This is a genomic window from Streptomyces sp. MI02-7b (assembly GCF_033793585.1).
GTDB lineage: Bacteria > Actinomycetota > Actinomycetes > Streptomycetales > Streptomycetaceae > Actinacidiphila.
The window spans coordinates 365,223-386,674 of sequence record NZ_JARAWX010000003.1; the positions used below are offsets into that span (position 1 = coordinate 365,223).

Below are 21,452 nucleotides of genomic sequence, written 5' to 3' on the forward strand. Positions count from 1 at the left end.
GCGCGAGGTGTCCTCCCTGCGGCGGCGCGGGGCGTGTTCCGGTCGGCCGTCGTGCGCCGGAGGTGGTTCCGGGGGCGTGGGAGTCGTGGCCGGGGTGCGGGTGGTGCCGGTGTGTGGTGCCGGGGGGCCGGGGCGTCCGGCGTCCGATGGCCGGCTCGGCGGCGCCGACGGCGGTGGCTTCGCGCCGCGGGGTCGTGTTCCGGTCGCCCGTCGTGCGCCGGAGGTGGTTCCCGGGCGTGGGCGGGCCGCTGTGTCGGGCCCCCGGCCGTGGCGGGAGTCGCCGGGGTGCCGGGGCGTGCGGCGTGTGTCGTGATTCCGCGCTGCGGGGTCGACGCCCTGCCGTCCCCCTCGCGGGGCGGGAGTCGCGGCCTCCGCTCGTGCGGGCGCCCGCCGTCAAGGGCGCTCGCGCCGCCCGCGGCGTCGTGCGCGGAGGTGAGAAACCGGACACGTGACAGCTAGCGATTCAGTCCGTAGGGTGCGTGAATATGGGTATGCATAACGTGGTGATCGGGGCCCACGGGGCCACGGTGGAGGATGTGCTGGCGGTCGCCCGGGGTGGCGCGCACGTGGAGCTGTCGGCGGAGGCGCTGGCCGGGATCGCCGCGGCGCGCGACGTCGTGGACGCGCTGGCGGCCAAGCCGGAGCCCGTCTACGGCGTCTCCACCGGCTTCGGCGCGCTGGCGGTGCGGCACATCAGCCCCGAGCTGCGCGCCCAGCTGCAGCGCAGCCTCGTGCGCTCGCACGCGGCCGGCATGGGCCCGCGGGTGGAGCGCGAGGTCGTCCGCGCGCTGATGTTCCTGCGGCTCAAGACGCTCGCCTCCGGCCGGACCGGTGTGCGCCCCGTCGTCGCGGAGACGATGGCCGCCCTGCTCAACGCCGGCATCACCCCCGTGGTCCACGAGTACGGCTCGCTGGGCTGCTCCGGCGACCTGGCCCCGCTCGCGCACTGCGCGCTGGTGCTGATGGGCGAGGGCGAGGCGGAAGGCCCCGACGGCGTCGTGCGGCCCGTGCCGGAGCTGCTGGCCGAGCACGGCATCACGCCCGTCGAGCTGCGCGAGAAGGAGGGCCTGGCCCTCATCAACGGCACCGACGGCATGCTCGGCATGCTCGTCATGGCCCTCGACGACCTGCGCCTGCTGTTCACCTCCGCGGACGTCACGGCCGCGCTGTCCCTGGAGGCGCTGCTCGGCACCGACAAGGTGCTCGCCCCCGAACTGCACGCCATCCGCCCGCACCCGGGCCAGGCCGCCAGTGCCGGCAACATGCGCCGGGTGCTCGCCGGGTCCGGACTCACCGGGCACCACCAGGACGACGCGCCCCGTGTGCAGGACGCGTACTCGATCCGCTGCGCTCCGCAGGTGGCCGGCGCGGGCCGGGACACCGTGGCGCACGCGCTGACCGTCGCGGAACGCGAACTGGCCGCGGCCGTCGACAACCCCGTGGTGGTGTTCGGGGAGGACGGCTCCGAGGGGCGGCTGGAGTCCAACGGCAACTTCCACGGCGCCCCGGTGGCGTACGTGCTGGACTTCCTGGCCATCGCGGCCGCCGACCTCGGCTCGATAGCGGAACGGCGCACCGACCGGCTCCTGGACAAGAGCCGTTCGCACGGCCTGCCCGCGTTCCTGGCCGACGACCCGGGCGTGGACTCGGGCCTGATGATCGCTCAGTACACGCAGGCCGCGCTCGTCAGCGAGAACAAGCGGCTCGCGGTCCCGGCCTCGGTGGACTCCATCCCCTCCTCGGCGATGCAGGAGGACCACGTCTCGATGGGCTGGTCGGCCGCGCGCAAACTGCGGCAGGCCGTGGACAACCTGGCCCGCATCGTGGCGATCGAACTGGTCGCCGCGTCCCGGGCGATCGAGCTGCGGGTGCAGGGCAGCGAGGTGCTGGTGCCCGCGCCGGCGTCGCAGGCGGTGCTGAAGGCGGCGCGTGAGGCGGATGTGACCGGGCCGGGCCCGGACCGCTTCCTGTCGCCGGACCTGGCGGCCGCGTACGAGTTCGTGCGCAGCGGCGCGCTGGTGGCGGCGGCCGAGTCGGCGACCGGGCCGCTCGCCTGAGTCCGGTGGGTCAGTAGGCGCGGGCGCGGCGGCTCGCATTGAGGACGAGCGCCGCACCCATGCCGAGGAACGCGGTGCCGCCGATCAGGTACGGCGTGGTGTCGACGCTGCCGGTGTCCGCGAGCCGCTGTTCCCCGGCACCGCCGGACGCGGTGGTGGAGGTGGTCGTGGACACCTCGGCAGCCGTCGTCGTCGTGTGCTCCGGGCTGGCGGACGCGTTCGGCACGAAGTAGAGCGCGCCCAGGACGGCCGCGGCGGTGACGGCGACGTAGGCGGGAGGGCGGTACGAGGTCAATGGATCCCCCAGCGGATGCGGTGACTTGACCGTGGAGCCCGATGGTAGTGAGACAAGGGGGCGGAGGAAAGTTCGAACCCGGAACGCCCCCTTCCGCAACCTCCGCGCCGCCCCCGCGGGTATCCTCCCGCCCGGATCCGGGTGCCTCCCCCCGCGGCGGGCCGCGCGAGCATACGCTCCGTCACATGAGCACTACTGACATCCCCATCGGGGAGAGCGGGCCGCGATACGTGCGGCTCCAGGTCGAGCTGGTCCTGGAGATCACGGGGTCCGACGAGCTGACGGATGCCGCGCTCGACCAGCTCGGCGGCGACGAGTACATGCCCGACGACGAGCGGCAGCACGCGGAGTCCTCGGTCCGCCAGGACGAGTCGGAGGCCCTGGCGTACCTGGTCGATCCGTTCGACCTGGTCACAGGCGTGCCGGGGATCGAGATGGTCCAGGCGTCATGGTCCTGCGCTCACACCGAGTACGACCCCGACTCCGACGAGTGGGACCTCTACGACGACGAGGCCGCCGACGACGCCGACGACGACGCATCCGACGACGCCGATGCGGAAGGGAAGGAACCGGGCCGCCGCTGAACGCGTCTTGATAGGTGCGTGCCTCACAGGCCCCGGGCCCATCATTGGGCCCGGGGTTCCGCATGAGCTGCTGTGGGCAACGCGATGGTGTTGTTTCCCACACTCTGCGGCGTGGAGGAACGGACCTAAGACCCTGGCAGTTCCCGAGAGTACGACCGAGGCTCGAATTGAGGTCCGCGGCCCGCGTAGCCGCGGGCTGGGGGATCGCGTACCGAAGACATTGGAGATTCGTGTGAAGCGCGCCGAGACCGGCACAGCCAACGACCCGCGCCCCACCCGCAAGCGCGGAACCGGGCTGGCAGCGATAGCACTGCTGGCCGTCGGCGCGATCACGCTGACCGCCTGCGGTGGGGACAAGGCGGACGCCGGCACCGACAACACCGTCAAGTCCCAGGCGTCGGTGGACGAGGCCGCGGCCCAGGACGCCTCCGACGCCCGAATAGCCATCACCCCCAAGACCGGCGCCGACAACGTCAGCATCAACTCCGGTTCCAAGGTCGCCGTCACCGACGGCAAGCTGAGCGCCGTGACGATGACCGCGGTCTCGGGCGGCAAGGAGATCGAGGGAACGATCTCCGCCGACGGCACGAGCTGGGCGCCGAACGCGCCGCTGGAGCGCGCCACCCAGTACACGATCGTCGCCAAGGCGGAGGACGCGAAGGGCCGCAAGGCGACGGAGAACTCGACGTTCACCACCGTCTCGGCCGCGCACAGCTTCATCGGTTACTACACGCCCGAGGCCGGCCAGACCGTCGGCGTGGGCATGCCGGTGTCGATCAACTTCAACAAGGCCATCACGGACAAGAAGGCCGTCCAGTCCGGCATCACGGTCAGCTCCAGCAGCGGCCAGCCGGTCGTCGGCCACTGGTTCAACGGCACCCGCCTGGACTTCCGCCCCCAGAACTACTGGACCGCCGGTTCCACCGTCACGGTCAAGCTGAACCTGGACGGTGTCGAGGGCGCCGACGGCGTCTACGGCGTCCAGGAGAAGACCGTCTCCTTCAAGATCGGGCGCAGCCAGGTCTCCACGGTCGACGCCTCGACCCACCAGATGAAGGTCGTCCGTGACGGCAAGGTCATCAAGAACATCCCGATCTCGGCCGGCTCCGACGAGCACACCACCTACAACGGTCAGATGGTGATGTCGGAGAAGTTCACCGAGACCCGGATGAACGGTGCCACCGTGGGCTTCACCGACGACGACGGCAAGGGCGAGTACGACATCAAGGACGTGCCGCACGCCATCCGCCTGACCACGTCCGGCACCTTCATCCACGGCAACTACTGGGGCTCGGACTACGTCTTCGGCCACGTCAACACCAGCCACGGCTGCGTGGGCCTGAACGACACCAAGGGCGCCAAGGACACCAGCACCGACGCGTACTGGTTCTACCAGAACTCGATCATCGGCGACGTGGTGATCGTGAAGAACTCCAAGGACAAGACGGTCGACCCCGCGAACGGGCTCAACGGCTGGAACATGAGCTGGGCCGACTGGAAGGCCGGCAGCGCCGTCTGATCCCTCTCGGCTTCCTCCCGACGCGCGAGGGGCCCGGAACCGCACGGTTCCGGGCCCCTCGCGCGTGTGCGGGCTAGTCCTTGGAGCCGTCGACGATGACCGGGGCGCCGCTGCCGTTCGTGCCGCAGGGGACCGCGTACACCGGGTGGGCCTTGGCGGCGTCCTTGAAGGCCTCCAGGCACTGGTTGTAGAGCACCTTGTCGTTCAGCGATCGGGCGATGATCTGGTTGGCGCGGGCGATGCCCTCCGCCTCGATGCGCTTGCGCTCGGCCTCGGCCTTGGCCGTGCGTGCCGCCTCGACCGCACGCTCGGTGTCCTGCTCCTGCTGGATCTTCTTGTCGATCTGCGTCTGCAGCTGGTCCGAGGGCCGCACATTGCGCAGGTTGACGGCCGTGATGTCGATGCCGCGCGGCGCGAGGCGCTCCTTGATCAGGGCGTCGATCTCCCGGCCGATCTCCTCGCGGGCGGAGGCGTAGCCCTCCTCGCTGGTGTGCCTGGCGAAGACGTTGCGGATGATCTCGCGGCTGTCCGGCACCACCAGGCGCTCCTGGATGGCCTCCTCGTTGCCGGCCAGCCGGTAGAGGGCGACGGCCTTGGCGGGCACCACGGCCCACTTCACGGTGACGTCCGCGTACAGCACTCCGCCCTGCGAGGAGCGGACCTCGACGACGTCCTTGTCGTAGAGGTCGAGGTCCGCCGGGCGGGTGGAGAAGGACGTGATGTCGGTGAACGGCGACGTGAGGTGGACGCCGGAGGTCATCGGCGAGCCGACTCTGCCGAAGGTCACGGGTACGCCGACCTCGTAGGCGTTCACGACGTGGACGCAGGCGAAGACTCCGGCCAGCACGCCGGCGAGGGCGCCGAGCGCCGCGCCGAGCTTCCAGCCCCCGGTGCGGCCGCGGCCGACCAGGAACAGCACGACGGCCGCGATCAGCAGCAGTATGCACAGCACGAACACGGGAATCCCCCTGGGGCGAAGCGGTCCGCGCCGCCTCCCCGTGCGGCGCGCAGCGCATCGTAACGGCCCCCGGAGTCTAGGAGGTTCGCAGTTGCTGGGGGTCGTCGAGGACGTCGCGCACGACGCTGTAGGCCGCGCCCAGCAGGACGCCCTCCCGGCCCAGCCGGGACACCAGGACGGCGTCCGCGGGCCATTGGCGGTCGGTCACCCGGCGGTCCAGCTCCCGCACCAGCGCCCCGCGCAGCCAGGGGGCGAGCGCGGCGAGGGTGCCGCCCAGCACGACGGCCTGCGGGTCCAGCAGGTTCACCGCGCCGCTGAGCGCGATGCCGAACGCCTGCCCGGCCGCGGCCAGCGACTTCAGCGCCGCGGGGTCGTCCCCGGCGGCCGCGGTGTGCAGGGCCTTGAGGGCGTCCGACCGGTCGAGGCGGATCCCGGCGGACCGCAGCACCGCCTCCTCGCCCGCGTACTGCTCCAGGCAGCCGCGGGAGCCGCACGAGCAGCGGGGTCCGTTGGGGAACACCGGTACGTGGCCGAGCTCCCCGGCGAAGCCGCGGGCGCCGCGGAACAGCCGGCCGTCGACGACGAGCGCGGCGCCGATGCCGATCTCCGCCGATACGTGCACGAAGTCCGTGACGCCCTCGTGGCCGCCGAGCCACAGCTCCGCCAGCGCGCCGAGGTTGGCCTCGTTGTCGACCAGCGTCGCGGCGGGGGTGAGGCCGTCGAAGAACTCCGCGGCCGGCACGTCCTCCCAGTCGAGGTTGGGGGCCCGCGTCACCTGCCGCCGGTCGCGCCCGACCAGGCCAGGTACGGCGACCGTCAGCCCGGCGGGGAAGAGCCCGTCCTCCCGGGCCTCCTCCGTCACCTGCCGTACGAGCGCGGCGAGTTCGCGCAGTACCTCGGGTGCGGGCCGGCCGCGGTTGGCGGTCTCGACGCGGGCCCGGACGCGGACCGTGCCGCGCAGGTCGATCGCGCAGACCGCCAGGTGGTCGACCCCGACCTCGGCGCCCAGGCCGACCGGGCCGGTGTCGCTGAGGGCGAGCGCGGTGCCGGGCCGGCCGACCGTGCCGGGGCGCTGCGTGCCGAGCTCCACCAGCAGCCCGGCCGCCAGCAACTCGTCCACCAGCGTCGAGACCGTCGCGCGGGTCAGCCCGACCTCGGCGGCCACCGCGGCGCGTGACATCTCGCCGTACGCGGCCACGGCATGGGCTACCAGGGCCAGATTCCGCCTCCGCACGCCCGCCTGCGATCCCGGGCCGTCCGCCACGCGCAGATCCCCTCTCGTCCGGTGTTCGATGTCCGATGTACCTTTCATGCGTTCATGTCCCCACCCTCGCACGCCCAGCGGCCCGGTCAACCGCCCGCCGGACGGGCCCGTACGTGCATCCGCTCGCCCTGGGCCCCGAAGAGACTCAGGAACTCCACGGGCTGCGGTCCAGCGTTGGCGAAGCCGTGCGGGGTGCGGGTGTCGAACTCGGCGGCCTCACCCGCGGTCAGCACCAGATCGTGGTCGCCGAGGACCAGCCGCAGGCGGCCGGAGAGCACGTAGACCCACTCGTACCCCTCGTGGCGCCCCTGCTCGGGCCGTGCGGCCGGGTCCTGCGGCGCCTGGATGATCATCTTGTACGCGTGCAGCCCGCCCAGGTAGCGGGTGAGCGGCACGAAGGTCTGCCCGTGCCGGGTGACCGGGCGCGGATGGACGCGCGGGTCCCCGGTCGGTGGCGCCCCCACCAGTTCGTCCAGCGGCACGCCGTACGCCTTCGCCAGCGGCAGCAGCAGTTCCAGCGTGGGTTTGCGCTGCCCGGACTCCAGCCGGGACAGGGTGCTCGACGAGATCCCGGTGGACTCGCCGACCTGCGCGAGCGTGGCACCGCGCTCCCGCCGCAGGGCCCGCAGCCGGGGTCCGACGGCGGACAGCACGCCGGGGATGTCGTCGTCTGCCATGCCTCCATTTGCCGTTCCGGCAAGCGATCTTGTCAAGGCCGTACCGGGTGGCGAACGTCTCCCGCGCCGGTGCGGCCCGCGCGGAGGACGCTCCGCGCGGGCCCCACCGGAAGGCCGCGTCGCCGCCGGGGACCGCTCACTCCACCCCGAAGGCCCGCGACAGCTCCGCCCCGATGCGGCCGAGGGACTCCTCGTCACGCGGGACCGGGTCGTAGGACGGGCCCTCCGCGGTGTTCCAGCGGCGGGCGATCTCCTGCGGGGTCTCGCCCGTCAGCAGGGCCGCCGCCTGGGCTGCAGCGCCGAGGGCGACGAGCTCGTCGGCCACCGGGACGCGCACCGCGCGGCCAGAGAGCCGCCGGACGGTCTCCCGCCAGGCGGTGCCCCGGGCGCCGCCGCCGATCAGCAGCAGCGGCGCGTCGAAGGGGGCGCCGTCGACCGCGAGGACCTGGTCGAGCGCGCTGAGCAGGGCGTACGCGGCGCCGTCGTAGGCGGCCTGGAGGATCTGCCCCGGCGTGGTGTCGTGCCGCAGCCCGGTCAGCAGGCCGGAGGCGTACGGGAGGTTGGGCGTGCGCTCGCCGTCGAGGAACGGCAGCAGCACGGTGGAGCCGCCCGGGGCCACCGCTTCCCGGTCGAGCGAGAGCAGGGCCGCGACCTTGTCGACGGCGAGCGTGCAGTTGAGCGTGCAGGCCAGCGGGAGCCAGCCGCCGTGGCCGCCGGCGAAGCCGGCCACGATGCCCGTCGGGTCGGCGGGACGGGCCGCCGAGGGGGTGTAGACGGTGCCGGAGGTGCCGAGGCTGAGCGCCGGCTGGCCCGGGGCGAGGCCGAGGCCGAGGGCGGCGGCGGCGTTGTCGCCGGTGCCCGCGGCGACCAGGGCGCCCTCGCGCAGCGGCAGGCCCGGCAGCACGGCGCCGGCCTGCTCGCCGGGGCCGAGGACGCGGGGCAGCAGGGCCGGGTCCAGGCCGATCGAGGCCAGCATCGCCTCGTCGTAGGCCTCGGTGTCGGTGGCCCACCAGCCGGTGCCGGAGGCGTCGCCGCGGTCGGTGACGGCGGCCCCGCTGAGCCGCTCGGTGAGGAAGTCGTGGGGCAGCCGCACGGCCGCGGCGGCCTTGGCGGCCTCCGGCTCGTGCTCGGCCAGCCAGGCCCACTTGGTGACGGTGAAGCTCGTGCCGGGCACGCTGCCGAAGCGCTCCGCCCACCAGGCGGCGCCGTGCTTCTCGACCAGGGCGGCGGCCTGCGGCGCGGAGCGCACGTCGTTCCAGAGCAGCGCGGGGCGCAGCGGCTTGCCGTCCGCGTCCAGTACGACCAGGCCGTGCTGCTGCCCGCCGACGGAGATCGCGCCCGCCTCCGCGGCGTACGGGCCGAGCTGGGCGAGGGCCTCGCCGAGTGCTCTCCACCACACCTCGGGGTCGGTCTCGCGGCCCTCCCCCTCGCTCACCACATGCCGTGCCTGGCCCCTGGCCAGCACCTTTCCGGTCTCCACCTCGACTGCCAGCACCTTGGTGGACTGCGTGGAGCTGTCCACACCCAGTGCGATCGTTCCGTGCCCCATGTCGCGGCTCATGCTGCGGCTCCCTTCACAAAGCGGCGTTCGCATATTAATTTGTTCAGCGGTCTTACGAATAGGAGCCGCCGCGATGAGTTTCACCCCCACCCCCGACGACAAGTTCACCTTCGGTCTCTGGACCGTCGGCTGGCAGGGTCGCGACCCCTTCGGCGACGCGACCCGCCCCGCCCTCGACCCCGTCGAGAGCGTCAACCGGCTCGCCGAGCTCGGTGCCTACGGCGTCACCTTCCACGACGACGACCTGATCCCCTTCGGCTCGGACGACAGCGCGCGTGAGGGCCACATCAAGCGCTTCCGCCAGGCCCTGGACGCCACCGGTCTGAAGGTGCCGATGGCCACCACCAACCTCTTCACGCACCCGGTCTTCAAGGACGGCGGCTTCACCGCGAACGACCGCGAGGTGCGGCGCTTCGCACTCCGCAAGACCATCCGCAACATCGACCTCGCCGCCGAGCTCGGCGCCAAGGTCTATGTCGCCTGGGGCGGCCGCGAGGGCGCCGAGTCCGGTGCCGCCAAGGACGTACGGGTCGCCCTCGACCGCTTCAAGGAGGCGTTCGACCTCCTCGGCGAGTACGTCATCGAGCAGGGCTACGACATCCGCTTCGCCATCGAGCCCAAGCCGAACGAGCCGCGCGGCGACATCCTGCTGCCGACCATCGGCCACGCGCTGGCGTTCATCAACGAGCTGGCCCACCCCGAGCTCGTCGGCCTCAACCCCGAGGTCGGCCACGAGCAGATGGCCGGGCTGAACTTCCCGCACGGCATCGCGCAGGCGCTGTGGCACGGCAAGCTCTTCCACATCGACCTCAACGGCCAGACCGGCATCAAGTACGACCAGGACCTGCGCTTCGGCGCCGGCGACCTGCGCTCCGCGTTCTGGCTGGTCGACCTGCTGGAGACGGCCGGTTACGAGGGCCCGCGCCACTTCGACTTCAAGCCCCCGCGGACCGAGGACATGGACGGCGTGTGGGCCTCCGCCGCCGGCGGCATGCGCAACTACCTCATCCTCAAGGAGCGCGCCGCCGCGTTCCGCGCCGACCCGGCCGTGCAGGAGGCGCTGAAGGCCTCCCGCCTGGACCAGCTGGCGCAGCCGACCCTCGGCGAGGGCGAGAGCCTGGCCGACCTGCTCGCCGACCGCGGCGCCTACGAGGAGTTCGACGCCGACGCCGTCGCCACCCGCGGGTCCGCCTTCGAGCAGCTGGACCAGCTCGCCATGGACCACCTGCTCGGCACCCGCTGAGCCGGTCCAAGCGCGGCCCCCGGGCCGTAAACGGGTTGCCGCCGGGTCCCGCCCGGCGGCAACCTGCCCGCATGACGGAACTGCGTACGCTCACCCCGCACGACTGGCGGCTGTGGCGCGGCCTGCGCCTGGCCGCCCTCGCCGACGCCCCCCACGCCTTCGGTTCCCGACTCGCCGACTGGCAGGGCACCGGGGACCGCGAGGAGCGCTGGCGCGACCGGCTCGCCCTGCCCGGCACCCACCTGGCGGCCGTGCGCGACGGAGTGCCCTGCGGCATGGCGAGCGGTGTCCGGGGCGAGCAGCCCGGCACCACAGAACTGATCTCGATGTGGGTGGCCCGTGACGCGCGCGGCCACGGCGTGGGCGACCTGCTGATCCGGGCCGTCGAGACCTGGGCCGCGGGGACCGGAGCCGCGGTGCTCACCCTCGCCGTCGCGGACGGCAACGAGCCGGCCGCCGCGCTCTACCGCCGCAACGGCTTCGAGGACTCCGGCGAACGCGGGCTCATGCCCGACGGCCGCCCGGAGCGATTCATGGCGAAGCGGCTCCCGGCGGCCCCGGTGTGAGGCGACTCACCAGGCGAACGCCTCGGGGGCCGGCCCCGGCCCCGGGAAGATCTCGTCCAGCCCGGCCAGCACCTCCGGGTCCAGCTTCAGTTCCACCGCGCGCAGTGCCGACGTGAACTGCTCCGTCGTGCGCGGCCCCACGATCGGCCCCGTGACCCCGGGCCGGGTCAGCAGCCACGCCAGGGCCACCTCGCCCGGCTCCAGACCGTGCTTGTCCAGCAGGTCCTCGTACGCCTGCACCTTGGCCCGGACCGCCGGATCGGCCAGGCCCGCGGCCGACCGGCCGACCTTGGTGCGGGACCCGGTGTTCTCGCGCTCCTTGCGCAGCGCGCCGCCCAGCAGTCCCTGGTGCAGCGGCGACCACGGGATCACCCCGAGGCCGTACTCCCGCGCCGCGGGGATCACGTCGGCCTCCGCCCGCCGCTCCGCCAGGTTGTACAGGCACTGCTCGCTGACCAGGCCCACCATGCCGCGGTTCGCGGCGAGCTCGTTGGCCTGCGCGATCTTGTAACCGGGGAAGTTCGACGACGCGGCGTAGAGGATCTTCCCCTGGCGGATCAGCACGTCGACCGCCTGCCAGATCTCCTCGAAGGGCGTGGCGCGGTCGATGTGATGGAACTGGTAGACGTCGATGCGGTCCGTGCCGAGCCGCCGCAGGCTCGCCTCCGCCGCCCGCCGGATGTGCAGCGCGGTGAGCCGGTCGTGGTTGGGCCAGGACTGCTCGTGCCACGCCTTTCCGTCGGCCGACATGTTCCCGTAGACCTTCGTGGCCAGCACGACCTTGTCGCGCCGGCCACCGCCGCGTGCGAACCACGCGCCGATGACCTTCTCCGTCAGTCCCTTTTCCTCGGCCGTGCCGTAGATGTCCGCCGTGTCGAAGAAGTTGACGCCCGCGTCCAGTGCGGCGTCCATGATCCGGTGACTGTCCGGCTCGTCCGTCTGCCCGCCGAAGTTCATCGTGCCCAGCACGATCCGGCTGACCTTCAGACCCGTGCGGCCCAGCTGCGTGTACTCCATGGAAGACCAGCCAACGCCTTCGAGTGGACTCACGGCAAGGGGAGTTGGGGATCACCGGGTACGGCGCCTCCGCCGGGCGGCAGGTCCGGCGGGGGCGGCGGGGGGCAGCGTGGGACCGCCGTCGCGCACCTGGAGCACGGGTGCTGTCGGCGCCGGTGCCGCTGCCGGCGCGCAGGCCGGGACGAGGGGGGCGTTCGCGGCGGAACTCGACGTCGTGGCGGGGCGCACCGGCCGGCCCGGACGGCGACCGCGTCCCGGACGGGGAGTTCGTCCGCGCCGACGACGGCGCCGTCGGTCGGCACCTCGGCGCAGCCGTGTACAGGGTCAGCCGCGTACGGATCTCACGGGAGACCGGCGGCCGGGACGCGCGCCGGGCGGGGCGCCGCGGGGCGCCTGCCCGCCGGGGCGGCAGGAATCGGCTGTCCGGACGGGTCAGGCCGCCTGGCCGCCGGCCGTGCCTTTGGCGAAGCCCTCGCGCAGCCGGGTGAGTTCGTCGTCCGGGACGGCCCGCGCCCAGGCGTCGGGCACGCCCCGGACGGTGTGGTCGCTGCTGGTGGCGGCGGTGTAGGTGGCCGTGCAGGTCAGTGCGACCGAACCGGAGGGTTGCATCGTCCGCTGGTAGGCGCAGCGCTTGATCTTCCTGCCGTCGAGCGTCATGTCGATGGTGATCTCCGCGTGGACCGGGGCGTCGGCGCTCGCTTCGGCGCCCGCCGATCCGTACGCGGAGTTCTGGAGTGTGAAGCGGGCCGTGCAACTGGTGCTGCCGCAGGGGGAGAAGCGCGCCTTGCCGACCGTGGTGAAGGTGACCGTGGGGTCGACGGCGGTCCGCAGCGCCGTCAGGTCCTGCTCGAAGCCGGTGGTGAACGCGTCGCGGTCGGTGCCGGTGAGCACGGAGACGGAGGTGTCGGTGCCGGCGGCCAGTGGGAGCGGTCCGGTCGCGGCGGGGGAGGAGCCGGAGGCCAAGCGGAGCAGGGTGTGGGGCGCGGAGTCGCTGATGGAGAAGCGGCCGCCCGGCGTGGACAGCAGCGTGGCGGCCCGTCCGGCCTCCCGGGCCGGGGAGGCGGTGGCGGAGGACGCGCTGCCGGCCGCGTCCCGGAGCAGGGCGGCGACGTTGGCGGGGGCCAGCGGGGCCGTCAGGTCGTCGATCTCGGGGAGGTCGGAGGCCGCGTCGAGCCAGTGGCCGGAGATGCGGTCCAGCAGGTCGCCGGAGTAGCCGCGGCTCTTCCAGTACGCCTGGTCCGCCTTGGCCAGCCGGTTGTCGCCGGCGGTGAGCATCCGTACGGTCAGGCCTTCGTCGCCGAGGGAGCCGCGGCCCCATCCGCCCGGTGTGGTCTGCAGGTCGAAGGGCGTGGTCGAGCCCGCGTCGCGGGCGAACTCACCCCGGTACGACAGCACCTGGGCCTTCTCCAGGTTGTCCGCGGCCTCGCGCAGCATCCGCGCGGCGTCGGCGGCCGCCACCGGCGAGCCGCCGGGGGCCGTCCCCGCGGAACCGTCGCTCCAGGGGCTCGCTATGAGCAGCCCGGCCACCAGGACGGCGGTGGCGACACCGGCGAGGGCGAGCAGCAGCGTGGCGCGCCGGGGCCGGGACGCCGGCGGCGGTGCGCAGGCGGGCGTCGCCGGGTACGGGGGCCGGGCGGAGCCGTACACCGGCGGGGCGGGCGGCCCGAAGCCGCCGCCGTGTTCCGGCCCGGAACCGTCGCCGGCCCCCTGGCGGGTGCCGTGTCCGTCCCCGCCCCACGGCGTTCCGTCCGTCATCTGCGAGTCTCCCCATCGTGCATGGCCGCGCGTTCCCTGATGCGCGCCACCGTCAGAACGCTTCTCATCCAGGCGCCGACCTTCTCATCCGGCCCCCACGCCTGCCTCGGGCTTCGGTAAATCCCCGGCCGCGGCTTCCCGCCAGGGCGCTCGGAGTTCTCATCCGACTCCGGCGCGAACTCCTCCGCCGGCGGAAAGCCGCCCTGGGACCGGCCCTCGCTGTCGCGCCGGTCACCACCGTCGACTCGGTGTCGGCGGGCATGACGCGGGCACACGGCAAGGTACTCCAGCCGCTCCACGGCCCGGGCACCGACGTGACCGTCACCGAGGCGCGGAGCGCGCCCTCCTCCGGGAGCCGCGCGGGTCGCCTCGCAACCGGGCACGGCCGGTGCCGTCGGCGTCCTCAGTGGTCCACCCGGGCAACGGCGCAGTCCTGCACGGGTTCCGGCGGCCGGCGGCAGCGGGTGGCCATCACCCGCGCGCTGGGGAGAGACCGCAGGTGCCGCTCGCCGACGAGCCGACCGGCGCCCTGGACGAGGGCGCGCGACGAGATCCGCGCCCTGCTCGGGGTGTGGAAGGAGCACGGGCCGACCTTCGTCTCCTGCGCACCCACCACACCCACATCTGCCGGTGGGCCCCGCGGCAGGCGACGGTCGAGGCGGGCCGGACGACCGCCACCGGCAACCCCGCCGCGTCCGGCCGTCGTTCGCCCGTCGTGGGGCGGCCGTGCCCGGCGCGAGGCGGCCGCGCGGGCCCGGAACGGAACGGCCGGCGGGGTGCGGAGAGCGTGGCGGGGGGGGGCGACCGGGTTTCTCATCGCCCTCTCATCCCCACCTCACGCTGTCATCACAGCTGATTCCTACCGTCGCGTCAGCGGAAGGGAGGCCGGTCCTCCCTCCCGCTCCCCGGCTTCCGAACTCGGCGAGGAATCGCATGTTCTTCACGTATCTCCGGCGCGAACTCCGTCGCCGCAGAAAAGCGGCGCTTGTCATCGCGATGGGCCTCGCACTCGGTATCGCGCTGGTCATCACCGTCAACTCGGTGTCCGCGGGCATGACCCAGGCCCAGGGCAAGGTGCTCCAGTCGCTCTACGGCCTCGGCACGGACATGACCGTCACCAAGGCCGCCGATCCGTCCTCGGCGGGCGCGGAGCGTCCGCGCTTCCAGTTCAACGCGCGCGGCGACGACAAGGAACAGAGCAGCGACCGCGTCGTGGTCCAGGGCTTCACCACGCTGAAGTCCTCGGTGGTGAGCGACGTCGCGGGGCAGAGCGGCGTCAAGCAGGCCGTCGGCGGCCTCAGCCTGGTGGTCATCAAGATCAACGGCCAGTTCCAGCGCGGCACCTTCCAGCAGGACCCGAACAGCGGCGGGGGCGGCTTCGGCCGCGGGGGCGGCAGCCAGCAGCCGCGCGGCACCGTGCGCGGCGGCGGCGCCAACTTCGGCATCGACAACTTCACGCTCTTCGGCACCGACGTGGCGCACATGGACCTCGGCCCGCTGACCTCCTCGAAGATCACCTCCGGGAAGACCTTCACCAGCTCGCAGACCGACGCCAAGGTCGCCGTCCTGGACAGCGCGTACGCGAAGCAGAAGAAGCTGTCGGTGGGCAAGACGCTCACCATCTCGGGCACCACGTTCTCGGTGATCGGCATCGCGACCGCGGACAGCGGATCCTCCGGCGCGAACGTCTACATCCCGCTCCAGCAGGCCCAGACGCTGTCGGACTCCAAGGACAAGGTCACCACGGTCTACGTGTCGGCCACCGACTCGCAGAAGATCGACTCGGTCAAGTCGGCCATCCAGAAGAACATCTCCGGCACGACGGTGACGACCTCCTCGGACCTGGCGTCCACGGTGTCGGGTTCGCTGTCCACGGCCTCCGACCTGGCGACGAACGTGGGCAGGTGGCTGTCGATCGCTGTCCTGATCGCCGCGTTCCTGGTGGCCGGGCTGCTGACGTCCTCCGCGGTCAACCGCAGGGTGCGGGAGTTCGGCACCCTCAAGGCGCTGGGCTGGAAGAGCGGCCGGGTGACCCGTCAGGTGATGGGCGAGGCCCTGGTCAACGGCCTCATCGGCGGTGTCCTCGGCATCGCGCTCGGCCTCGGCTGCGCCTACCTCATCACCGAGATCAGCCCGACCCTGGAGGCGTCCGTCGGCCGCACCGGCGGTGGCGGTTCCGGTGGTGGCGGCTTCGGCGGTGGCGGTTTCGGCGGCGGGCAGGGCGGTCCGGCCCGGCAGGCCGCGTCCAACGTTCTCAAGATCGCACTCGAGGCCCCGGTCAGCGTCAACACCATCGTCGTCGCGGTGGTGCTGGCGGTCGCCGGCGGTCTGATCGCGGGCACCTTCGGCGGCTGGCGCGCCTCCCGGCTGCGTCCCGCCGACGCCCTGCGCCGCGTCGAGTAACCGCGCCTCCCTCCCCGAGACGGGTGCCGCGCCCCGGACCTTCCCCCTGGCGGGGCGCGGCTCCCACCCCTTCTCCTCCCAGGCTTCAGGAGTCATCTCATGTACAAGCTGAGCGGCGTGACCAAGCGCTACTCGCGCGGCAAGGACGTCGTGGACGCGCTGCGCGGCGTGGACCTCGTCATCGAGGACGGCGACCAACTGGTCATCAAGGGCCCCACCGGCGGCGGCAAGTCCACCCTGCTGCAGATGCTCGGCGGCCTCGACAAACCGACCTCGGGCTCGGTGGAGCTCGACGGCGTCGACCTCGCCCGGCTCAGCGAGAGCCGGCTGACCAAGGTCCGCTCCGAGAGCATCGGCATCATCTTCCAGAGCTTCAACCTGATCCCCACGCTCACCGCGCAGGAGAACGTCGAGACCGCGCTCGTCCCGCTCGGCGTCAAGGCCGCCGCGCGCCGTGCCCGCGCCGCCGAGGCGCTGGACTCCGTGGGCCTCGGCGACCGCCTGCACCACCTGCCGGGCGAGCTGTCCGGCGGCCAGCAGCAGCGCGTGGCCATCGCCCGCGCGCTGGTGAAGAAGCCCAAGGTGCTGCTCGCCGACGAGCCGACCGGCGCTCTGGACGAGGGCACCCGCGACGAGATCCTCGCCCTCCTGGAGGGCCTGTGGAAGGAGTACGGACTGACCTTCGTCATGGTCACCCACGACTCCGCCATCGCCCGCCGGGCGACCCGAGTCGCCACCATCAAGCGGGGCCAGGTCACCGTCTCCGACCGCACGCCCGCGGCCTGACAACCCGCCCCACCCGTCCCGTCCGTCCCGCGGGGCAATGAGGAATCCCCGGGGCCCGCATCGGCGGGCCCCGGGGATTCCTCGGTTTCGGGGGATGCTTCCGGGTCAGTCGCGCTGAGCGCCGGCCGGGAGCGAACGCAGCCTCAGCGTGCCGGCAGCGGACCTGCTGCTCGTGCCGAAGGCGTAGTTGAGCATCTTGGTGGCGTCGGCGAAGCGGTTGTCGCCGGTGGAGCTGTGGAGCAGCACGCCGACGATGGTGCGGCCGTTGCGGGTGGCGGCGAAGATCAGGCAGGGGCCGGCCGAGGTGCCCGTGCCGGTCTTGACGCCGACCGCGCCGCTGTAGGCACCGAGCAGCTTGTTGGTGTTGTACCAGGTGTACGTACGGCCGTTGGTGGCCTTCTGCACCGACTTGGCGGTCTTCACGACATCGCGGAAGTTGGCGTACGACATGGCCTTGCGGGCCAGGACGGCCGCGTCGCGCGGGGTGGTGTAGTTGCTGCCGGCCGAGGATATGCCGTCGAACGAGTCGTACTTGGTGTTCTTCATCTTCAGCGCCGCGGCCGTGCTGTTCATCTTCTTGATGAACGAGCTGGTGCGGGCCGAGACGGTGCTGCCGGTGCCGTACGTGTCGGCGAGCGCCATGGCGGCGTCGCAGCCCGAGGGCAGCATGAGTGCGTAGAGCAGCTGCTTGACGGTGACCGTGTCGCCCGTCTTCAGGTCGGCGGTGCTGGCGCCGTTGCGGACGACGTAGTCCCGGTAGGCCTGCTTGATGGTGATCTTCTTGTTCAGGTCCAGGTGCGGGGTGCCGAGGACGACGGCGGCGGTCATCACCTTGGTGGTGCTGGCCATCTGCCGCTTGGTGTCGGCGGCCTTGCTCCACAGCGCCTTGTTGGCCGTGCTGTCGAGCAGGAAGGCGCCGGTGGCGGTCACCGAGGGGGCCTTGACCGTGGCCGCCTGGGCCGGGGCCACCGCCGGGGCGGCCACGACGAGGGCACTGGAGGCCAGGAGTGCGGCGCCGAGCCGGTGCGTCCTCGTGATGCCGAGTCTCAAAGAAACTCCATGGGTCGATGGATGGGATCGGGCAGCACATCCTGACATCCGACCGGCGAACACCCGTACGGAGGGCCGGAGTTGTGACCCGACGCGGACACAACGCGGGTGGCCCGCCGGGAACGGAGACATCCGTTCCCGGCGGGCCACCCCGAAGGCGCGCCTGCCCGGGCGGTCGGCCCGCGCGGACTACTTCGTGCGGTAGGCGTTGAAGATCGCCTCGTCGAGCGTGTTGCCCTTCTTGTCGGTCACCAGGGCCCTGAGCGAGACGCCCGTACCGGCCTTGGGGTTCTTCAGCGTCACCTTGCCGCTCTTGACGGTGAGCGCCTTCCAGTGCGCGCCGCCGTCGGTGGACCAGTACACCTTCAGCGACTTGAGGTTGGAGCCTGCGGCCGAGCCCTGGACGGTGACCGGGATGGTCCTGGTGAGGCCCGCCCCGGAGGTGCTCGACGTGCTCAGCGCCGGGGTGAAGCGGACCACGGAGGCGGGTAGCCTCGCCTCGGCGCGCTGGGAGGTGAACGTCCAGGTCGTGGTGATCCTGGTACTGACGGTGGCGGGCTTGCTGCGGATCACCGTGCTGCTGAGCCGGTAGGCCGCCTTGCCGCCCGGGACGGTGAACGAGACGCCCTCGTCGAGAATGCCGCTCACGGTCCCGATCTTCGCGCCGTTCCGGTAGAGGGTCGTGCTGGCCTTGTCGTAGAGGGAGCCGCCGTCGTGGCCGGATCCGTCGTCGAAGGTGCCCACGTAGCCGAAGATCCTGTCCCCCGAGCGGAACAGCCCCGACAGGGAGTCCAGCTTCGGGCCGAAGACGCCGACGTTCCAGGTGAGGTTGTAGCTCTTGCCCTTGGCGTAGGGGTGATCGTCGACGAACCAGGCCGCCTCGGGAGTCCCGGTGGCGTCGATCTGCAGGAAGCTCTGCGACCAGGTGACACCGGAGCCGTTGACGTACACGGTCCTGGTGTACGGCAGCTTGACGGCGTGGCCGCCCACCACGAGGAAGGCCTCGTTGACCGTCGGTTCGGAGATCAGCAGGCCGAGCTTCTTCGGTGCCGGGGCACCGGCCGTGGTGTTGATCCTGGCCAGGTCGCCGCTCGCGACCGTCTTGGTGAAGCCCGTGTAGAAGGACGCGGTCCGCCCGTAGGCCACGTCGAAGACCTTCGAGCCGTGCTCGAAAACGCCCGTCACCGCGGCCTGGAACTGGGACGAGGTGAAGGAGGGACCGAGGTGCGCGGTGCGGAAGTCGGTCATCGTGCCGGCGCTGAAGGTCAGCCCGCTGCCGCTGTCGCCGTAGTCCAGGCTGTAGCCGACGGAGAGGTCGGTCTGCTTGGCGGCCGAGTCGGGCAGCTTGAAGACGAAGGGCTTCGCGACGCGGGCGTCGAAGGTCAGCGTGGTGTCGCCGGTGATCTTCACTACCGGGCGGGTCAGCCAGTCCGCGCTCTGCGGCGTCTTGCCGTCGGACTTCAGCTTCATGATCATGCTGTCCACGCTGTAGGTGCCCTTGGGCACCCGCACCGTGGTGGTGCCGGCGGTGAGTTCCGGGGCCACGTCGAAGTCGTCCAGGCTCGTGACCATCGTGTCGAAGGTCGCGGCCGGGTGTCCGGTGCGGTCCAGGTTCTTGATCGTGAGGTTGTACGACTCGGCCTCACGGACCACGGCCGCCGCGGTGCGCACGCTCTGGCCGCCTCCAGTGGCCACCACATAGGCGCTGTAGGCGCCGTCGACGGTGCCGCCGAGGGTGGAGTCGACGGTCACGGTCGCCTCGGCGGTGCCGCCCGCGGGGACGGTCACCTGCTGCTTGTCCAGGGTGAAGAAGCCCGCGGGTGCGGCGCCGCCGCGCGGCCCCTGGCCGGTGAGCGACAGGTCGAGGGTGATGTCCTGCTGACCGGAGTTCCGGTAGGTGACGGTCCTGGTCAGCTGGGGGTCGTCGTTGTGCGGCCACAGCGCCGTGCCGAAGTTCAGCGACGCCGGCTCGGCGACGACGTTCTGCCCGATCGCGCGGGCCACGTCGATCCGGCCGGAACCCTGCTGGAAGGGGGTGTAGCCGCCGTCCTCGGCGGACCCGATCAACACCGCCTTGATCTGCTGGCCCGTCCAGTCCGGGTGCTCCTGCGCGAGGATCGCCGCGGCGCCGGTGACGTGCGGGGTCGCCATGGACGTGCCGGAGATGGTCAGGTAGCCGTCCGCGGGGTGCGGGACCTCCGGGTCGGTGTCGATGACACTGCCCTTGGCCGCGGCCGCGGTGATGTCCACGCCGGGGGCGGTGACATCGGGCTTGATCGCGCCGTCGCCCACGCGCGGACCGCGCGAGGAGAAGTCGGCGAGCGCGTCGCTCTTGTCGACGGCTCCGACGGTCAGCGCGGCGTCGGCGCTGCCGGGCGAACCGACGGTGGAGGGCGCGTCGCCCTCGTTGCCCGCCGCGATGACGAACAGGGGGGCGCCGGGGCCGGCGGACAGCCGGTCGACGGTCGCCTCGATCGGGTCGACCCCCGGGGTGTCGCTGCCGCCGAGGCTCAGGTTGACGATCCTGGCGCCCTGCGCGGCGGCCCACTCCAGGCCCTTGATGATGCCGGCGTCGTCACCGAGGCCGTCGTCGTCCAGCACCTTGCCGCTGATGATCTGCGCGCCGGGGGCGACGCCCTTGTACGTGCCGCCCGACTTCACGCCGGTACCGGCCGCGATGGAGGCGACGTGGGTGCCGTGGCCGAAGTGGTCGGTGGCGTTGTCGGAGTCCGAGAAGTTCACGGCCTGCACCACCTTGGTGCCCGCGGGCAGGTCCGGGTGGCGGGTGTCGACTCCGGTGTCCAGGACAGCGATCTTGATGCCCGTGCCGTCGTAGCCGGCGGCCCACGCAGTCGGCGCGCCGATCTGCGGCACGCTCTTGTCGAGCGCGGCCTTCTGGATCGCGTTCAGCCAGACCGTGCCCAGGCCGGACTCGGCCGAGGCGTACGGCGAACCGTTTCTGTCGTTGGTCAGCGCCGACCAGACGTCGGCCGCGTCCTTCTCCGGGGCGGTGACGGACTCACCGTTCAGCCGCGAGAAGGTGTGCGTCACCTTCGTGCCCTCGGCGGCGTGCAGCTCGGACCTGGCGTCCGGCGCCCCGCCCCGGTACGTGACGATCAGCCCGAGGCCGTGCCGCTCGGCCGCCTTGCGGTACTCCGCGCGGCTGAGGGTGGTCACGTCGAAGAGCCGGCGGTCCACCCGGCCCTGCGCGATGAGCTGCGTCGCGTCCTGCGGGACGACGTAGACGTGGCCGTTCTGCCGGCGGGTCTGGACCGGTATGCCCTCGCGGCCCTTCGCGCGCTTCACGGCGACGGGCGTGCCCTTGGCGTTCACGGCGACCTGGTCACCGGTGATCAGGGTGATCCACGTCTGCCCGCCGGCCGTGCGGGCGCCGGCGGCGCCGGCCGACGGCTGTGCTCCCGGCGTTCCCGCCGCGGTGGCCGGCAGGACGACGCTCGCGGTCAGTACCGCGGCGACCCCCGCTGCGAGCGCTGACGCGCGCGCCTTGCTCCACTGTGCGTGCAACTTCTCCCCTGGTGTCTGTGTCATGACACGCGGGAGCCGCTTCCCCGGCGCGCGCACGCGATGTTCCCCCCGCGGCGATCCCCCCGGCGAAGCCCCCTCCGCCTACTTACTGCTCAGTATCCGCCGGTGTCCTCCGAGTCTCCAGAGCCCCACAGGTAAACACCGTGTCAGATTCGGCCTAGTGTCCTCCAT

Annotated in this window: 16 protein-coding genes; 7 read left to right on the plus strand and 9 right to left on the minus strand. The window is 72.4% G+C overall.

Annotation, left to right across the window (positions count from 1 at the left end; translation table 11 throughout):
• Positions 1–491 precede the first annotated feature (491 nt).
• A complete protein-coding gene (gene hutH, locus PV364_RS06345) occupies positions 492–2,057 on the plus strand; it encodes a histidine ammonia-lyase (RefSeq protein ID WP_319658822.1) in 1,566 nt (521 codons plus the stop codon).
• 10 nt (positions 2,058–2,067) lie between these two features.
• On the opposite strand, the gene PV364_RS06350 is transcribed toward hutH, so the two are convergent.
• Positions 2,068–2,352, minus strand: a complete 285-nt coding sequence (locus PV364_RS06350; protein WP_319658687.1) for a hypothetical protein — start codon at positions 2,350–2,352, stop codon at positions 2,068–2,070.
• A 185-nt stretch (positions 2,353–2,537) separates the two neighbouring features.
• On the opposite strand from PV364_RS06350, the gene PV364_RS06355 reads away from it, so the two are divergent.
• On the plus strand, positions 2,538–2,936 hold the full coding sequence (locus PV364_RS06355; RefSeq protein WP_319658688.1) for a hypothetical protein: 399 nt from the start codon (positions 2,538–2,540) through the stop codon (positions 2,934–2,936).
• Between the two features lie 232 nt (positions 2,937–3,168).
• Positions 3,169–4,455, plus strand: coding sequence for a L,D-transpeptidase (locus PV364_RS06360; protein WP_319658689.1), 1,287 nt, complete (start codon positions 3,169–3,171; stop codon positions 4,453–4,455).
• A 73-nt stretch (positions 4,456–4,528) separates the two neighbouring features.
• On the opposite strand, the gene PV364_RS06365 is transcribed toward PV364_RS06360, so the two are convergent.
• The 4 genes from PV364_RS06365 to xylB all read right to left on the minus strand — a co-directional run bounded on the left by PV364_RS06365 (position 4,529) and on the right by xylB (position 8,915).
• Positions 4,529–5,407 carry a prohibitin family protein gene (locus tag PV364_RS06365; protein WP_319658690.1) on the minus strand — a complete coding sequence of 293 codons (879 nt, stop codon included), beginning with the start codon at positions 5,405–5,407 and terminating at the stop codon, positions 4,529–4,531.
• 82 nt (positions 5,408–5,489) lie between these two features.
• The gene (locus tag PV364_RS06370; RefSeq protein WP_319658691.1) at positions 5,490–6,725 is read right to left on the minus strand and encodes an ROK family protein; all 1,236 of its coding nucleotides are present in this window, start codon (positions 6,723–6,725) and stop codon (positions 5,490–5,492) included.
• A gap of 38 nt (positions 6,726–6,763) precedes the next feature.
• Complete coding sequence (locus tag PV364_RS06375) at positions 6,764–7,354, minus strand: helix-turn-helix transcriptional regulator (RefSeq protein WP_319658692.1); 591 nt, start codon at positions 7,352–7,354, stop codon at positions 6,764–6,766.
• Positions 7,355–7,490: 136 nt separating this feature from the next.
• Positions 7,491–8,915 (minus strand): xylulokinase, encoded by a 1,425-nt coding sequence (xylB, locus tag PV364_RS06380; protein WP_319658693.1) that lies wholly within the window; start codon positions 8,913–8,915, stop codon positions 7,491–7,493.
• A gap of 73 nt (positions 8,916–8,988) precedes the next feature.
• On the opposite strand from xylB, the gene xylA reads away from it, so the two are divergent.
• Together xylA and PV364_RS06390 are read left to right on the plus strand one after the other, a co-directional pair.
• On the plus strand, positions 8,989–10,158 hold the full coding sequence (gene xylA / locus PV364_RS06385) for a xylose isomerase (protein WP_319658694.1): 1,170 nt from the start codon (positions 8,989–8,991) through the stop codon (positions 10,156–10,158).
• A 71-nt stretch (positions 10,159–10,229) separates the two neighbouring features.
• A complete protein-coding gene (locus PV364_RS06390; protein ID WP_319658695.1) occupies positions 10,230–10,724 on the plus strand; it encodes a GNAT family N-acetyltransferase in 495 nt (164 codons plus the stop codon).
• Positions 10,725–10,730: 6 nt separating this feature from the next.
• On the opposite strand, the gene PV364_RS06395 is transcribed toward PV364_RS06390, so the two are convergent.
• Positions 10,731–11,741, minus strand: coding sequence for an aldo/keto reductase (locus PV364_RS06395; protein WP_319658696.1), 1,011 nt, complete (start codon positions 11,739–11,741; stop codon positions 10,731–10,733).
• 432 nt (positions 11,742–12,173) lie between these two features.
• Positions 12,174–13,496 (minus strand): hypothetical protein, encoded by a 1,323-nt coding sequence (locus tag PV364_RS06400; protein WP_319658697.1) that lies wholly within the window; start codon positions 13,494–13,496, stop codon positions 12,174–12,176.
• Positions 13,497–14,429: 933 nt separating this feature from the next.
• Between PV364_RS06400 and PV364_RS06410 the strand changes: the two genes are divergently transcribed.
• Positions 14,430–15,899: an ABC transporter permease gene (locus tag PV364_RS06410; protein ID WP_319658698.1), complete on the plus strand. Its 1,470-nt coding sequence runs from the start codon at positions 14,430–14,432 to the stop codon at positions 15,897–15,899.
• Positions 15,900–15,998: 99 nt separating this feature from the next.
• Positions 15,999–16,685, plus strand: coding sequence for an ABC transporter ATP-binding protein (locus PV364_RS06415; protein WP_319658699.1), 687 nt, complete (start codon positions 15,999–16,001; stop codon positions 16,683–16,685).
• A 105-nt stretch (positions 16,686–16,790) separates the two neighbouring features.
• Here PV364_RS06415 and PV364_RS06420 read toward each other — a convergent pair whose 3' ends face one another.
• Positions 16,791–17,735, minus strand: a complete 945-nt coding sequence (locus tag PV364_RS06420) for a D-alanyl-D-alanine carboxypeptidase family protein (RefSeq protein WP_319658701.1) — start codon at positions 17,733–17,735, stop codon at positions 16,791–16,793.
• Between the two features lie 189 nt (positions 17,736–17,924).
• The gene (locus PV364_RS06425; protein WP_319658702.1) at positions 17,925–21,284 is read right to left on the minus strand and encodes a S8 family peptidase; all 3,360 of its coding nucleotides are present in this window, start codon (positions 21,282–21,284) and stop codon (positions 17,925–17,927) included.
• Positions 21,285–21,452: the final 168 nt, after the last annotated feature.